Source organism: Pseudarthrobacter sp. B4EP4b (genome assembly GCF_006680095.1).
In the GTDB taxonomy this organism is placed as follows: domain Bacteria; phylum Actinomycetota; class Actinomycetes; order Actinomycetales; family Micrococcaceae; genus Arthrobacter.
The window spans coordinates 1-14,959 of sequence record NZ_VHIJ01000009.1; the positions used below are offsets into that span (position 1 = coordinate 1).

The 14,959-nt window shown below is 66.4% G+C and carries 12 protein-coding genes; 8 read left to right on the top strand and 4 right to left on the bottom strand.

The window, feature by feature from the left end:
* Positions 1 to 38: 38 nt before the first annotated feature.
* Positions 39 to 617 carry a phosphoribosylglycinamide formyltransferase gene (purN, locus tag FNL14_RS03235; RefSeq protein ID WP_142057575.1) on the bottom strand — a complete coding sequence of 193 codons (579 nt, stop codon included), beginning with the start codon at positions 615 to 617 and terminating at the stop codon, positions 39 to 41.
* A gap of 39 nt (positions 618 to 656) precedes the next feature.
* On the opposite strand from purN, the gene FNL14_RS03240 reads away from it, so the two are divergent.
* Positions 657 to 1,088, top strand: a complete 432-nt coding sequence (locus FNL14_RS03240) for a hypothetical protein (protein ID WP_142057577.1) — start codon at positions 657 to 659, stop codon at positions 1,086 to 1,088.
* Positions 1,089 to 1,112: 24 nt separating this feature from the next.
* Here FNL14_RS03240 and FNL14_RS03245 read toward each other — a convergent pair whose 3' ends face one another.
* A complete protein-coding gene (locus FNL14_RS03245) occupies positions 1,113 to 2,426 on the bottom strand; it encodes a DUF6350 family protein (RefSeq protein WP_142057579.1) in 1,314 nt (437 codons plus the stop codon).
* Between the two features lie 166 nt (positions 2,427 to 2,592).
* Between FNL14_RS03245 and FNL14_RS03250 the strand changes: the two genes are divergently transcribed.
* Positions 2,593 to 3,054, top strand: coding sequence for a DUF4383 domain-containing protein (locus FNL14_RS03250; protein WP_091424290.1), 462 nt, complete (start codon positions 2,593 to 2,595; stop codon positions 3,052 to 3,054).
* 287 nt (positions 3,055 to 3,341) lie between these two features.
* Here FNL14_RS03250 and FNL14_RS03255 read toward each other — a convergent pair whose 3' ends face one another.
* Positions 3,342 to 4,202, bottom strand: a complete 861-nt coding sequence (locus tag FNL14_RS03255) for a DUF2382 domain-containing protein (protein WP_142057581.1) — start codon at positions 4,200 to 4,202, stop codon at positions 3,342 to 3,344.
* Positions 4,203 to 4,575: 373 nt separating this feature from the next.
* Between FNL14_RS03255 and FNL14_RS03260 the strand changes: the two genes are divergently transcribed.
* Both FNL14_RS03260 and FNL14_RS03265 read left to right on the top strand, forming a co-directional pair.
* Positions 4,576 to 5,751: a glycosyltransferase family 1 protein gene (locus tag FNL14_RS03260; protein ID WP_142057583.1), complete on the top strand. Its 1,176-nt coding sequence runs from the start codon at positions 4,576 to 4,578 to the stop codon at positions 5,749 to 5,751.
* Positions 5,748 to 7,154, top strand: a complete 1,407-nt coding sequence (locus FNL14_RS03265) for a UDP-glucose/GDP-mannose dehydrogenase family protein (RefSeq protein ID WP_142057584.1) — start codon at positions 5,748 to 5,750, stop codon at positions 7,152 to 7,154. Before FNL14_RS03260 ends, FNL14_RS03265 begins: the two co-directional genes overlap by 4 nt.
* Here the strand turns inward: FNL14_RS03265 and FNL14_RS03270 are convergent.
* Positions 7,151 to 8,017 (bottom strand): HAD family hydrolase, encoded by an 867-nt coding sequence (locus tag FNL14_RS03270; RefSeq protein ID WP_142057586.1) that lies wholly within the window; start codon positions 8,015 to 8,017, stop codon positions 7,151 to 7,153. The two genes, FNL14_RS03265 and FNL14_RS03270, sit on opposite strands and share 4 nt — an antisense overlap.
* A 240-nt stretch (positions 8,018 to 8,257) precedes the next feature.
* Here FNL14_RS03270 and FNL14_RS03275 point away from each other — a divergent pair, with 240 nt between their 5' ends.
* The 4 genes from FNL14_RS03275 to FNL14_RS03290 all read left to right on the top strand — a co-directional run bounded on the left by FNL14_RS03275 (position 8,258) and on the right by FNL14_RS03290 (position 14,953).
* A complete protein-coding gene (locus tag FNL14_RS03275; protein ID WP_050055989.1) occupies positions 8,258 to 8,527 on the top strand; it encodes a GlsB/YeaQ/YmgE family stress response membrane protein in 270 nt (89 codons plus the stop codon).
* Positions 8,528 to 8,703: 176 nt separating this feature from the next.
* A complete protein-coding gene (locus FNL14_RS03280; RefSeq protein ID WP_142057588.1) occupies positions 8,704 to 10,857 on the top strand; it encodes an EAL domain-containing protein in 2,154 nt (717 codons plus the stop codon).
* 140 nt (positions 10,858 to 10,997) lie between these two features.
* Positions 10,998 to 14,048, top strand: a complete 3,051-nt coding sequence (locus FNL14_RS03285; protein ID WP_255470689.1) for a response regulator — start codon at positions 10,998 to 11,000, stop codon at positions 14,046 to 14,048.
* Positions 14,045 to 14,953 (top strand): diguanylate cyclase domain-containing protein, encoded by a 909-nt coding sequence (locus FNL14_RS03290; RefSeq protein WP_142057590.1) that lies wholly within the window; start codon positions 14,045 to 14,047, stop codon positions 14,951 to 14,953. Before FNL14_RS03285 ends, FNL14_RS03290 begins: the two co-directional genes overlap by 4 nt.
* The last annotated feature ends 6 nt before the right edge of the window (positions 14,954 to 14,959 follow it).

Genomic DNA, 14,959 nt, shown 5'->3' on the forward strand with positions numbered 1-14,959 from the left:
TAGTTGGGGAGGAGGGGGCGGGTTAGGTGGCGGCGGGGTCAGGAGGCGTGGGCGTGGGTCGCGGCGAGGTTTGCCAGAGTAGACACCAGCAGCCGGCGCTCCACCACTTTGATGCGCTCGTGCAGGGTTTCCTCGGTATCGGACTCCTCGACGGCAACGGCTTCCTGGGCGATGATGGGCCCGGTGTCCACGCCGGCGTCGGCCCAGTGGACGGTGCAGCCGGTCACCTTCACGCCGTACGCCATCGCATCCCGCACACCGTGGGCGCCCGGGAACGCCGGAAGCAGGGCGGGGTGGGTGTTCAGGTACTTGCCGTTGAAAGCATCGATGAACCCCGGGCTCACAATCCGCATGAAGCCTGAAGACACCACCACGTCCGGCTCAAAAGCAGCTACGGCCTTGGTCAGGGCGGCGTTCCAGTCCGCCCGGTCCTGATAATCCTTGAAGTCCACCTCAAACGTGGGGATGCCGGCAGCGGCGGACCGTTCCACCCCAAAAGTCCCCGGCCGGTCGGCCCCCACCGCAGCGATTTCGACGTCGAGTTCCCCTGCCTTAACCGCGTCAATGACTGCCTGGAGGTTGGACCCGGTTCCGGAAACGAGGACTACGATGCGCATGGCTCTAGCTTATGGGCAGCCTCGCGTAGGCTGGAAAACATGAACTCCACACCGCAACCGGCTGGGCAGCAGCGCACAAAACCGCCGCTCAGCGAGGCAGCCAAGACCTCGCTCGCCAAGACCCACACCCTGTTTCGGATCTTCGTGGTTTCGGTACTCGGCGCCTTTTTTGTGTACCAGCTGGACATCAACTACCTCTGGCTCACGGCTATCCTGACCGTGGCCAGCCTCACCCTCGGCGTGCTGCTGCTGGTCCGGGCCGCGCGGCTGAAGGAGTCCCGGCTTGTCCTCATCGGCACCATCTCCGGCCTGGTGGTGTCGGCGATCATGGTGCTGCTGATCCTGGTCACTGCCCTGTTCTTCGAGGACGTGCGCGAATACCAGGCGTGCGCCGGGCGGGCCTTGACACAGCAAGCGCAGTCGGCGTGCCGGGTGCAGCTGCAGGAGTCCCTGCCCTCGCAGCTGCCCTAAGGGGCCGAACGCACGGGGCAGCCGCTAGCGGACCAGCTCCACTTCCTCTTCCTTCGCCGCCCGCTCACGTTCCAGCCACGGCCCTGCCGCGTAACCAATGACGACGCCGGCGGCAACTTCGGCGGCCACCCAGACTCCCGTCCACAAGGGGTCAGGGCCGATCGAGGTGAGGCGTCCGATCCCGGCCGAGCCGCGCGCCAGCCACGCCAGCCCGGCGGTCAGCAGCCCGGCAGCCAGTCCGCACAGCACGCCGAGCACCAGGGTGGAAACCGTGGCCGTGAACCAGCGGGCACGGACCTTGATGGAGAGCCACTCGTCGAAGTGGTTTTCGCCTTCACGCAGGAACCACCAGCCTGCCAGGACACCGGCCAATACCGGGACGATCAAGGCAACGAAGGCGTACTCCAGGGGGCCGGCCGGGATGGCGGCCAGCACCGGGACGGACGGGAGCGGACCCACGGCAGTGCCCAAGGGGCCCACCTGGGAACCGACGCCCATGGAAAAACCTGAACCTGAGGCCCATGCGAGGGCAAATACCACGAAGTTGGGCAGGAACCCGAGCTGGGCAATGGTGAGTGCGGCACCTCCCACAGCGCCGGCGTCGAGCGCTTCATAGACCGCCACCACCAGGTTCCAGTGGATAAAGAGGTCAACAGCCAGCAGCAAAGCGGCCAGCGCCAGGGCGGACAGCACCGCCACAAATCCGGCTTTCGCGGCGGACCCGAGATAGGACCCGGCCCAGCGGGAATGCTGGCTGGTGCGGGAAATCCAGTCCACGGCGTCGACGCCGATGAGCCGGCTCCACGAGCCTGCCTCACGCCGTGCGCCGATCACCATGCCCAGGGCGTAGGGAATGAGCGGGATGAACATGGCGTGCCAGGCGTTGATGCCGACGTCGGGCGTGCGGCAAACGAAACCCGTCGCCGCCCCGAAAGCCCCGTAAACCACCCAGGAACCGAGGAGTGCCTGCCACAGCTGGTCGGTATAGGAAGCCCGTGCCAGCCGGCGGCCCGCCCGCCAGGCGAGCAGGAAGGGGATCAGTGTAAGGCCAAGCGGTATCAGCGTGAGCAGCCCGGAGCCTGCGCCGGCAGCGGCTGTGGAGCCGGCGGCCCTGAGTTCCAGCGGCACCCCATGGACCAGCAGCCACGACTGGCCGGCCAGCCGGGCCAAAGAGTCCAGCGCGCCGTCATGGAATCCGGCGGTGGCCCAGACGGCCAGGACCGGCGCGATCACCACCAGTGCGGAGATGACGGCAGCCTGGGCCGTTTCGAGGGCACCCTGCATCCATAGGGGCATGGGAAGGCCACGGTCTCCGGTCTGATCAGCGCGCAGTTTCATCGTTTTCCATGGTGTCACGGCGGCACTGTCCGGTCCGTGACCGACAGGCGCAACAGCATCGGCGCAACCCGGAGGGGCACCGGCTCAATACCGGCCTGCGCCGGCGCTTTTCACCAGGGGCAGCCGTAAAATTGAACTGTCCACAATAGTGGCAGGAGGCAAAAAAATGACTACCGCATCCCCGCATGCACACGGCGTTCACTTTGGTCGGGCAGACGTCCAAAACGTTGGCATGGGCGTGGGAATTGTCTTGATGCTGGTGGGTGTCCTGGGCTTTATCCCGGGCGTCACCACGCAATACAGCGAACTGATGTTCCTTGGACCGGCTTCGCATGCCATGTTCCTCGGTTTGTTCCAGGTATCCATGCTGCTCAACATTGTGCAGCTGGCCATCGGCGCAACCGGCCTGGCCATGTCCCGTTCCGAATACGGCGCCCGCAACTTCCTACTGGGAGCAGGCGCACTGTATATCGTCCTGGCTATCTTCGGGCTGATTGTCGGTGTTGGTTCGGCAGCCAATTTCCTGTCGCTGAACATGGCGGACAACTGGACCCACCTGGCATTGGGCGTCGTGATGATTGTTGCCGGCTGGCTGTTCTCCAGGAACCTGGCGGCCAGCAGGACATAGCCCGGAATTCGTTACCCGGGAAAAACAGGAGCCGCGAATGGGAGAAGGACATTAAGTTCTGAAGATGTTCGTTGTACTGGCTGGTGCAGTTGCCGTTTCCGGCGTTGCTGCACCGGCATTCCGCGGCTGGACCGCCACCAGCGGGAACAGCCGCGGCAATAGAACAAAGTTCCGCATGCACAACGACGCCGGGAGCCCCCAAGTGGACTCCCGGCGTCGTTCGCTGGATGGTTGCCCTCGCGCCGGTCCGTTCAGCGGCGCGTCAGCAGTAAATCAGCGGCGGAGGGTCAGCGGCGGCGGTTGCCGTCCACGCCGTCAGCGTCGATGTGCTCCTTGCGGACTTCCTCGTTGACGGTGACGTCATCCTGGACCACATCCTTGTCGAGGCGGACCCGCTCCACGGGGACGGTTTCCTTCTCCACCACGGGGCGTTCCTCGTGCAGCGTCACCTCGTGCTCTTCTTCACTGATGTCCGGCCCGGACATCGCCGCGCCGCGGTTGGCGTCCGTGATGGGCTCGCGCTCCAGGCGGACCTCTTCGCGCTGGACGGGAACGGTCTTGGTGACGTTTTCCGTGGTGACGTACTTCCGGAGCCTGGCGCGGCTGGTAGCCTCGCGCTCGGTGCCAACATGAAGCTGTTCCTCGGAACGTGTCATGGCATCGTCGGTATTGGGACCTGACGTGTCATGGCCAACAGCGCCGCGACCGGAGGTGCCGCTGGCAGCGTAGCCGTCCGTACCCGCGTTCGGGGTGCCTGCGTTGAGGTCGGCGTCGCCCTGCAGGTCCACGTCGCCGCGGGTTCCTGAATCGCGGGCATCGGAGTAGGTCCGGGCGCCGCGTTCGTAGTAGGTGTACAGCCGGTCCTCTTCCTCAGGGGTGAGGTGTCCGTCCACGTCCACCCGGGGCGCGTCCTTGACGTGATCCTTGCTGTACGGAACCACCAGGTCGTCGCCCTGCGTGTGTGACCCCTCGACGGGCACAAAGGACTGGGAGGTGCCGAAGAGACCGGTCTTGACGGTGACCCATGTGGGCTCCCCGGTGTCATCGTCTGCGTAGAGCTGCCCGATTGAGCCGATCTTCTCGCCGTCGGAACCGAGTACGTTGCCGTTCTTGTTGAGCAGGCTTTCAAGGTTTTCCCTGTTGAGCATGACGTCTCCTTGGATTTGTCGTTGCGCTGGGTCAAGCCAGCATGGATGTTCCGGCACCGGGGTCTCCCCCAGTGCACGGCCTCCGCCCCCTTTGCTAGAGGCATCGCGCTGACTGCCCGTCTACAGTAAGCATGCTTAGCATCAAAAGGAAAGTCTACTTAGTACTTTTTTATCGGGGCGTCTCCGGATCCTGCCCTGACGAGGCGTTTTGTCCGGAAAAATTTTCCGGACTCCTTGGCTGGACACGCACCGGTGTCCGAGGAGCAGAGTTTGATGGAGGAGATAGCCAACGGGCCCTGATGTTTCCCTAACCTTTCCCCCGGCGTCACATCAGGTCCCCCGGCCCGCAACACCGCACGCCCACCGTTGAGGGGTGAGGATCGCAATTGTTGCTGAATCATTCCTGCCCCTGATGAACGGCGTGACGCACTCCATCCTGCGGGTGCTGGAACACCTTGAGGAACGGGGTGACGACGTCCTGGTCATCGCCCCCTCCAGCCAGGACGCGGAAGCGCCGCACCATGTCAAGGGTGCGGAGATCCACCGGCTTCCAGCGGTGCCGCTGGCCGGCTATACGAACGTTCGGGTCGCCATGGGCGGTGTGTACCGGGTCAAGAGAATCCTTGCCGACTACGCACCGGACGTGGTCCATCTGGCCTCTCCGTTCGTCCTCGGCTGGCGGGCAGCCCAGGCCGCGCATCAACTGGGGATCCCCACCGTAGCCATCTACCAGACAGAGGTTCCCAGCTATGCGGCGCGCTACGGCGTCCCGTTCCTGGAGAACTGGGCCTGGAACCGGGTGGAGAACATCCATCTCCTCGCCAGCCGCACCCTGGTGCCGTCCACATTCGCGCTGAACCAGTTGCGCGGCCGCGGCATCCCCAAGTTGCAGATGTGGCGGCGCGGCGTGGACACGGCACGTTTTTCGCCGGAAAAGCGCGACGACGGGTGGCGGGCCGGGGTGGCTCCAGGCGGTGAGCGGATTATCGGCTACGTGGGCCGACTGGCCGTGGAGAAGCAGGTGGAGGACCTCGCCGCCCTGGCCGGCATTCCTCACACCAGGTTGGTGATTGTGGGCGACGGTCCGCAGCGGGCGGCCCTGGAAGAGGCCCTTCCGGATGCCGTCTTCACCGGATTCCTGGGCGGCGAAGACCTGGCCCGCGCCGTGGCGTCTTTTGACCTGTTTGTCCATCCCGGCGAGTTCGAAACGTTCTGCCAGACCATCCAGGAAGCCATGGCGTCGGGTGTGCCGGTGGTGGCCACGGGCCGCGGCGGGCCGCTGGACCTGGTGGAGAACTCGCGGACCGGCTGGCTCTATGAGCCCGGGGACCTGTCCGGAATGCGCAGCCGCGTGCTGGACCTCATGGGCGACGACGCCAAGCGGCGCGCCTTCGCCGCTGCGGCGCACGCGTCGGTGCAGGACAGGACCTGGCCCGCCCTCTGCGGACAGCTGGTCCGGCACTACGAAGAAGTCATCAGCGGCACATTGGCCCCGTTCCCTGCGCGCACCGGCCCGCGCGCAACCAACGCCAAAGGGGCAACGCTGTGAAGATCTCGGTTTTCGGCTGTGGTTACCTCGGCGCCGTGCATGCCGCCACGCTTGCGTCGATGGGCCACACCGTTGTGGGCATTGACGTCGATCCCGGCAAGGTTGGCCAGCTGTCCCGCGGCCAGGCACCCTTCCACGAGCCCGGCCTGGACGAGCTGCTGCAGGACGGCCTTACTACCGGGCGGCTGACTTTCTCCACGACGGCGGCGGACGCCAAGGGCGCGCAGGTGCACTTCCTGTGCGTGGGCACCCCCCAACATAAAACGTCCGACGCCGCCGACCTCACCTACCTTGTCTCCGCTGCAGAGGCGCTGCTGCCGCACGTAGCCGCGGGCGCCGTCGTCGTGGGAAAGTCCACTGTTCCCGTTGGCACCGTGGACATGCTCCGCGAGGTGATGCGCGAGCGGCCCGATGTGCTGCTGGCCTGGAATCCGGAGTTCCTCCGGCAGGGCACGGCGGTGAAGGACTCGCTGGTGCCGGACCGGCTGGTCTACGGGGTGGACGGCGGGCGGGCCGCCGCGTTCAGCCCCCGGACGGGCGCACCCATGGGGGCCACCGCCGCCCTGGATGCTGTCTATGAGCCGCTGCTCGACGCCGGGATCCCCCGCCTGGTGTGCAACTTCGCCACCGCGGAACTCATCAAGTCGGCGGCCAACGCCTACCTCGCCACCAAAGTCAGCTTTATCAATGCTGTGGCCGAACTTTGTGACGCCGCCGGTGCCGACGTCGCGGAGCTGAGCGAAGCGATGGGGATGGACCCGCGGATCGGCGGCCGGTACCTGCACGCAGGGCTGGGCTTCGGCGGCGGATGCCTGCCCAAGGACATCCGCAGCCTCCGTTCCCAGGCAGCGAGCCTCGGCGTCACTGCTGTGGGGGACTGGATGCAGCTGGTGGACGGCGTCAACCTCGGCCAGCGCGCCCGGACCGTGAGCCTCGCTGCCGGACTCTGCGGCGGAAGCCTCGCCGGGCGTTCCGTCACGGTGCTGGGCGCGTCCTTCAAACCGGACACCGATGACATCCGCGACTCCCCCGCCCTGGACGTTGCGGACCGCCTCGCAGCTGCCGGGGCGCACGTCACGGTGACCGACCCCAAGGCCGTGAATCACGCCTGGCGGCGCTACCCGCGGCTCCGGTTCGAGGCCTCGACGCTGCGGGCGCTGCAGGGTGCAGAGCTGGTGCTCCTCCTCACCGAGTGGGATGAGTACCGGCAGCTCTCGCCCGGAGTTGCAGGCGCACTGGTACGACGCCGGGCGGTGCTTGATGCCCGCAACGTGCTGGATGCCGCGGCCTGGCAGGCGGAGGGCTGGGTGGTTCGCGGCCTCGGAACCACCACCGGCAAGGCGGCCCCGATGCCTGCCGCCCCCGGGCAGGCTGCCAGCGCCCCATTCCCCGGAAGGGGTTAGTCCAGGAGGCCGAGCTGGGCAAAGGCAAGCGCCACACCATTGCCGGCCGGGCCTAGGGTAACCCTGTCGGCGACGGCCAGCACCTTGGGATGGCCGTCCTCCACCGCGATGCCAATGCCTGCGTACTCGAGCATCTCGATGTCATTGGCGCTGTCCCCGATGGCCACGATGTCCTCGCGCTTCAGGCCCAAATGCTTCTCCACCACCTGGATGCCTACCGCTTTGTGGGTTCCGGCCATAAAGATCTCCCCCGCCCTGTCACCCAGTGCCGAGAGCGAACTGGGGATGAGTCCTACGCCCTGGCCGAGCCCCTCAATCAGGCCGGTCAGCGGAACCGGCGAGTCAAAACAGGAGATCTTGGCGTAGGACACGGACCGGAGGTCATCGCTGTACTGCACCGGACCCAGGATGTCCTCCACCGGATCAACGTCAGTGCTCAGCACGCCGTCGTGCCCCGACCTGCCCGCAAAAACTGGCGTCAGCACCCGCCGCAGGCGCTGGTCCACGCCGGTCCTTCCATACAGCGCTTCGGGCGCTTCAAGGATGTAGGCGACATCGTTAGCGTCAAGCGTGTCCACGATCCGTGCTGCCAGGTCCTGGTTGAACCGCGTGTCCTTCAGTACCGTCCCGTCCAGCTCCACCCGGGCACCCGCACCGGTGATCACGCCGTCGAACCCTGCGTCCAGGATGTGTCCCGGGACCATGGACAGCGGCCGTCCGGTGCACACGAATACCAGGTGTCCGCGCCGACGCACTTCCTGGACGGCGTCCACGTGGGCAGCCGGGACCACCCCATGATCCGCATAGGTGCCGTCGATGTCGAGGAAGATGGCGCGTGGCCGGACGTTTTGCTGGCTGGACATGCCGGAGCTCCTTCGGTTTGGCCGGGGACTGTCAACTCTATCGAAGGAGTCGCCAGCTGCCCGGGAATCACGGGATTCCCGCTGCTGCCGCCGCCTGTTCCACCGTCGGGGCAGCCTGCTCCGGCCAAACTGACAGTCATCCCGTGATATTTAAGGTCTTGAAGTGTAGTAAGCACACTGATTGAATTAGGGAACCGGATATGGGGGCACGGCACAACTTACTGATTAAGGAGTGACAACATGGGTATTCTCGGATTTCTCATTTTGGGCCTGATCGCGGGTGCTATTGCCAAGGCCATCCTGCCGGGACGTCAAGGCGGAGGCTGGGTAGTCACCATGGTCCTCGGCGTCGTCGGCGCCATCCTGGGCGGCTGGATCGGCTCGCTGATCTTCGGCGGCGGACTGGCTGAATTCTTCGATATCCGCACATGGCTGCTGGCCATCCTCGGGTCGATTGTCGTACTGCTGATCTACGGTGCAGTCACCAACCGGAGCAGCCGCCGCGTATAGCTGCAGCTCACACTAACCAAGCGCAAAGCGCCGTCCTCCCCCGCGGAGGGCGGCGCTTTTGCATGCCATGGCCCGCGCATTTTGCCTACTTAGCCCATACGCCGGAAAAAAACGGTTTCCGCTGACCCGTGGATTTTGGGGGCGGGCACTTTATGATGTGCGAGGGGGGTGGTGTAATGGCTGATTCTCAAAGCCAAACCGACGGACTGGCAATGCCGTCATTCGGCATTGTCCTGGACGCCAGCCCCGACGCACTCCTGGCACTGGCTCTCGACGGCAGCATCACCATGGCCAACGCCGCTGCTGAGAGGCTTTTCGGGTTCAAGCCGAAAGAATTGGCGGGCCGGAATTACAGCTCCCTGTTGACGCCTGGCTTCCATAACGAGGTGGACCGGCTGTTCCAGCAACTGCTGGCGGAGCCGGGGGGATACCCGCCGCCGCGGGAGGTCTTTTGCGTGAACAGCAACGGGACCGAGTTTCCGGCGGAAGTGGCAGTGGCGCTGCTCCCAGGTTCCGTCCTGGCGGCTCAGCCGGCTGCCGGGACCGGGCACCAGCTGCTGCTCTCGGTCCGCGGCACAGCGCACCGGGCCGCGGCCCAGGAAGATCTGCGGGAGGCGATGTCCCTGCTGACCGCCACCCTGGAATCCACTGCGGACGGCATCCTGGTGATCAGCAACCAGGGCCATGTTGCCGGTTTCAACGACCAGTTCCTGAGAATGTGGGGCATCCCGCCGGAGCTCCTCGAGGGCGACAGCGAGGAACCGATCGTGCGCCTGGTGGTTTCCCAGCTGGCGGATCCGGTGGCCTTCATGGGCCGCATCAATGAACTGCGGGACAACCCGGAAGCGGAAAGCCACGACGTCCTGGATTTCAAGGACGGCCGCACGTTCGAGCGGTATTCCCGCCCGCAGCGGGTGGGTGAGCAGATCGTGGGCAGGGTATGGAGCTTTCGGGACGTCACCCCCCGGCGAAAGGCGCAGGAACAGGCGCAACAGGCCTTGCTGGACCTTGCTGCCCAGGCGGAAAAACTGCGGACCATGGCCTTCCAGGATCCGCTGACAGGGCTGGCCAACAGGGCTGTGTTCAACGACGCCCTGGCGGATGCCTTGGAGGAGCCGCGGCTGAAGGCGGTGGACGTCCTCCTGCTGGACCTGGACGACTTCAAGGAAGTCAACGACATCCTGGGGCACCAGGCAGGGGACGACATGCTGATCGAAGTGGCGCGCCGGCTCCGCGGCTGCGTCCCCACAGCTGATGTGGTGGCCCGGCTCGGCGGTGATGAATTCGTGGTACTGCTGACCGCCTGCCCGGACGCCGACGACATTGCCGGGTGCATCGTCCGCTGCCTGCACGTCCCCGTCACTATCAACGGCACAGTACTGCGGCCGAGCCTCAGCCTGGGACTGGCATCCCTGGGGCAGGACAACGTGGGCGCCTCCGAGCTGCTGCGGCATGCGGACATCGCCATGTACGCAGCCAAGGCCGCCGGAAAGAACCGCTTCCTCCGGTTCCACCCGGACATGATGACCGCCCTGGTCCAGCGGACCGACATGGAAAGCGGACTGCAAATGGCGGTATCCCGGGGCGAGATCTCGGTGGACTTCCAGCCCATCGTGTCGCACCGGATGGGCCAGGTGGTGCAGTTCGAAGCGCTGGCACGGTGGGACAGGGACGGCGAGCGCGTGCCGCCGTCGGTCTTTATCCCGCTGGCCGAACGTACCGGGCTCATTAACGAAATCGGTGCCGAGGTGATGGCCTACGGCATGGTGCAGCTGGCCTCGTGGCTGAGCGAGGACCCATCCCGGTCCCTGTCCGTGAACGTCTCCGGCGTCCAGCTGCAGAATCCGGATTTCGCCGAAGAAGTCCTGCGCCTCGCCGAGGCCAGCGGAGTGTCCGCCTACCAGCTGGCGCTGGAGGTGACCGAGTCGGTCTTTTTCGACGCCGAAGGCAGCCTGATCAAGCAGCTCAGCCGGCTGCGGGACGCCGGGGCGCGGGTTGCCCTGGACGATTTTGGGACCGGTTATTCCTCCCTGGGCCGGCTGCAGGACCTGCCGGTGGATACCGTGAAAATCGACAAGAGCTTTGTGTCCATGGTGCGCACCGGCAGCGAGCGGCTGCCCATCCTCAGTTCCATGATCAACATGGCCCACAGCCTCGGGTTGACAGTCACGGCCGAAGGCGTGGAAACGGCGGCCCAGGCCGACTACCTCACGGCACTGGAGTGTGACTCCCTGCAGGGGTACCTTTTCTCGCTGCCGGAGCCGGGCATGCGGATGGAGTACGCGTTGCAGCACGCTGAAGAAGCCCTCAACGCCCTCAAGGGGCGGTAAAAGGACGCACGCCCCCGCCATTTAGGCGATGTGAGGCATATCATGGGAAGGCGTCTCCGCCCAGGTCTCGGGTGGGCCCCGTGCCCGGTTTTCCCAACGGTTCCGGAGTTCCAGGGCGCACCTATGGGGAGGGTTCCCGCGTGTCTCAGACTGGTCTCCGGCAACACCGGCCCACCGGCCGCAGCAACAGATTTCCCGCGAAACGGCTGGCGGTGCTGACGGCCATCACTCTGGCCGGGCTTGGCCTCTTTTTCGCGGCCAACAGCGGGTCTCCGGCTGCCCTGGTCACCGGTGACTTCGTCATTCTGGCAGCGTCCCTGCTGGCGGGGGCAAGCTGCGCCCGGGCGGCACGCCGTGGCGGCTCCAACGCCAGGGCGTGGACATTTATGGCAGCTGCCGCCTTCATCTGGGCAGCAGGGATGGCCCTCTACGCCTTTTACGGCCTGGCCAACAACCACGTGTACCCCTTCCCCTCCCTGGCAGATGCCTTGTTCATCGGCTACTCGGTGCCGGCCGTCGTCGCGCTTTTTGCGTTCAAAAGGCGCAGCGGCAACCATGTGGCGCTGTACCGGGCTGTGATGGACGCGGCAGTGATTGCCGGCTCCGTGCTGGTGGTCAGCTGGTACGTCGTGCTGGGCGCCGCCTTCGACGCAGAGGGCGATCCCCTGGCCCGGCTCACCGGGATGGGCTACCCGGTGGCGGACCTGGTGATCACCTCCCTGGTGCTGGTCCTGGCCATGCGCCGGCAGCCGGGTGAGCGGCTGCCCTGGTTCTGCTTCGGCGGCGGGCTGCTGGTACTGGCCGTGACGGACAGTATCTACGTGCGGTTGACGTTCGACGGCGTCAGCGGCACCACGGGTTCGCCGCTCGCCCTGGGCTGGATCATCGCCTTCCTCCTGATCGCCCTCGCGCCGCTGGCTCCATACCAGGAGAACTCCGGCTCAGACCGGACCGGCTACACCCTCGCGCTTGAGCTGCTCCCGTACGTGCCGCTGCTGGTTGCCGTGGTGATGTTCGCCGGCCCCCACCTGCCGGAGCTCGATCCCTTCCTGCTGGTGGTGGGTGCCGCCGTCCTGGTGTTCGTGATGGTGCGGCAGGTGCTGATCATCCTGGAGAACATCACCCTCACCACCGGACTCGAGGATGAGGTGGCGGTCCGCACCAGGGAACTGGAGGCAGCCCGCGAGGCTGCCCTGGAGTCCAGCAGGCTGAAGTCGGAGTTCCTGGCCACCATGAGCCACGAGATCCGGACGCCCATGAACGGCGTCGTGGGCCTGACCGCACTGTTGCTGGAGACACCGCTGGACTCCACCCAGAAGCAGTACGCGGACGGCGTGAAGGGCGCAGGCGAGGCACTACTGGCCCTGATCAACGACATCCTGGACTTCTCCAAGCTGGAGGCCGGCAAGGTTGACCTGGACGTGCGCCCCTTTGATCCGCGCGTCCTCGTGGAGGAGGTGGCCGGGCTCCTCGCCGAGCCTGCGCAGGCCAAGAACCTGGAGCTGATCGCCTACTGCGAACCCGAGGTTCCGGCACGGCTGGTGGGCGACTCCGGACGGATCCGCCAGATCCTCCTGAACCTGGCATCCAACGCGGTCAAGTTCACGGCATCCGGCGAGGTATCCATCAGGGTCACCACGCAGAACCCCGGCGCTGCTGCCGGAAGCACTGCCACCGTGCACTTCGAGGTCCGCGATACCGGTATCGGCATTGAGCCTTCCCAGCACGGCAGGCTCTTCCAATCGTTCTCGCAGGCGGATGCCTCCACTACCCGCAGGTACGGCGGCACCGGCCTGGGCCTGGCCATCTGCAGCCGGCTGACGGACGCGATGGACGGCGACATTGGCCTCGAAAGTATCCCGGGGAAGGGCAGCACCTTCTGGTTCCGGCTGCCCCTGCCGGTGGCGCCGCCATCCACGGACCCCGTTCCCGCGGCCGGCTTCCTTAACGGCCTGCGGGTCCTGGTGGTGGATGACAATGCCACCAACAGACTGGTGCTCGAATCGCAGCTGCGGGGCTGGCGACTCCTGCCCGAGGCCGTCCCCGATGCTGCCTCAGCGCTGGTCCGGGCCCGCGAGGCAGATGCGGCTGGGGAGCCTTTCCACCTGGCCGTACTGGACTTCTGTATGCCGGATACGGACGGGCTGGAGCTCGCGCGCCGCATCAAGGCCGATGCCGGGCTCGCGGAGATGGAACTGATCATGCTCACCTCCACGATGCAGGTCAACGCCGCGGAGATCAGCGACGCCGGCGTGCGCGAATGGCTGATGAAACCCGTCCGGAGCTCAGAGTTCTACAACCGCCTGGTCCGGCTGATGTCCACGCACGGGCCATCAGTTCCGGCCGTCGCCCCATCCCAGGTTTCGGCTGCTTCGGACGGGCCGTCACGGGGCCGGATCCTGGTAGTGGAGGACAACGAGGTGAACCAGCTGGTGGCCCGGGCCACCGTCAGCAGGCTCGGTTATGCGGTGGACGTGGTCTCCAATGGTGTTGAGGCCCTCGCCGCCACCGCGGGAACCCGCTATGCCGCAGTCCTGATGGATTGCCACATGCCCGTGATGGACGGGTTTGAAGCCACCCGCCAGATCCGGCGCCGGGACACCACGCATCCGCGCCTGCCCATCATTGCCATGACCGCCGGCGCGCTGGACGGTGACCGGGAACGGTGCCTCGCTGCCGGAATGGACGATTACCTCGCCAAACCGGTGGACGCCGCCGCACTGGAAGCCACACTGGTCCGCTGGGTTCCGGCACCCGTGGCCCGCCTTGTTCAAGGGCTTGTCCCTCAGCCGCTGGCAGTGACAGGAGGGACCCCGCCAACGGGCCCGGCAACCGTTGCCGCCCTGGACCAGGACCGGATTGCCATCCTGCGGGAGCTGGGACCGGACGACGGGCGGGGCCTGCTGCCTGAGGCGGTGGCCGCGTTCCGGCGGGGTCTGCCCGAGCGCGTGGCCGCCCTGCAGGCGGCCGTGGACGACGGCGACGGGCCGGCTTTGGCGCAGGCGGCGCACGCGCTGAAGGGGTCGGCGGCCAATATCGGGGCCGCCGCCGTGGCGGGGATTTGTGCCGAGCTGGAAAGGCTGGGCCGCGGCGGGACCGCCGACGGCGGTGACGCCCTGGTCAGGCGCCTTGAGGCGGAGCTGCAACGGCTGGACGCGGAACTGGACGCGGCGCTGGAGGTGACCCCGTGAAAGTTCTGGTGGCCGATGACGACCCGGGCTCGCTGATGGTGGCGAGGGCCGCCGTCGAACGTTCCGGGCATAACTGCCTCACTGCCGGGGACGGCGACGAGGCGTGGGCGCTGTACCTGGAGCATCAGCCGGACGTGGTGGTGACCGATTGGATGATGCCCGGTATGGATGGGCTGGCATTGTGCCGGGCTATCCGGGCGCGGGAGCAGGACCTCTACACGTACGTGGTGCTGCTGACCTCACAGGGGTCGCGGGACGATGTGCTGGCGGGGCTGGAGGCCGGCGCGGACGACTACGTCACCAAGCCGCTGGACCCGTTTGTGCTCCATGCCCGGCTGCTGGTGGCCCGGCGCATCACCACCCTGCACGCGGACCTGGCACACTACCGCCGGGTCCTGTCCCGGCAGGCGCGGACGGATCCGCTGACCGGGCTGCACAACCGGCTCAAGCTGTCGGAGGATCTGGAGCAGTTGCACCTGCGCAGCGAGCGGTACGCGGAGCAGTACAGCCTGGCCATGTGCGACGTGGACAATTTCAAAAGCTTCAATGACCTCTACGGCCACCAGGCGGGCGACCTGGCCCTGCGGGCGGTGGCGGCGGCACTGCTGGGCATTGCCAGGAAAAGCGATGGTGTGTACCGCTACGGCGGCGAGGAGTTCCTGCTGGTGCTGCCTCAGCAGTCAGGAACGGGAGCGAAGGCGCTGATGGAACGGGCGCTGGCGGCCGTACGGGACCTGGCCATTGTGCATGCCGGCGATCCATCCGGGCAACTGCGGCTCAGTGCCGGGATTTCGTCGTATTGCCACGGGCACCGGGCTGACGCCGACACGCTGGTGGGTGCGGCCGACGCCGCGTTGTACGCAGCCAAGGCCGCGGGACGGAACAGGGTGGAACTGGCCCGGTAGGTCCGG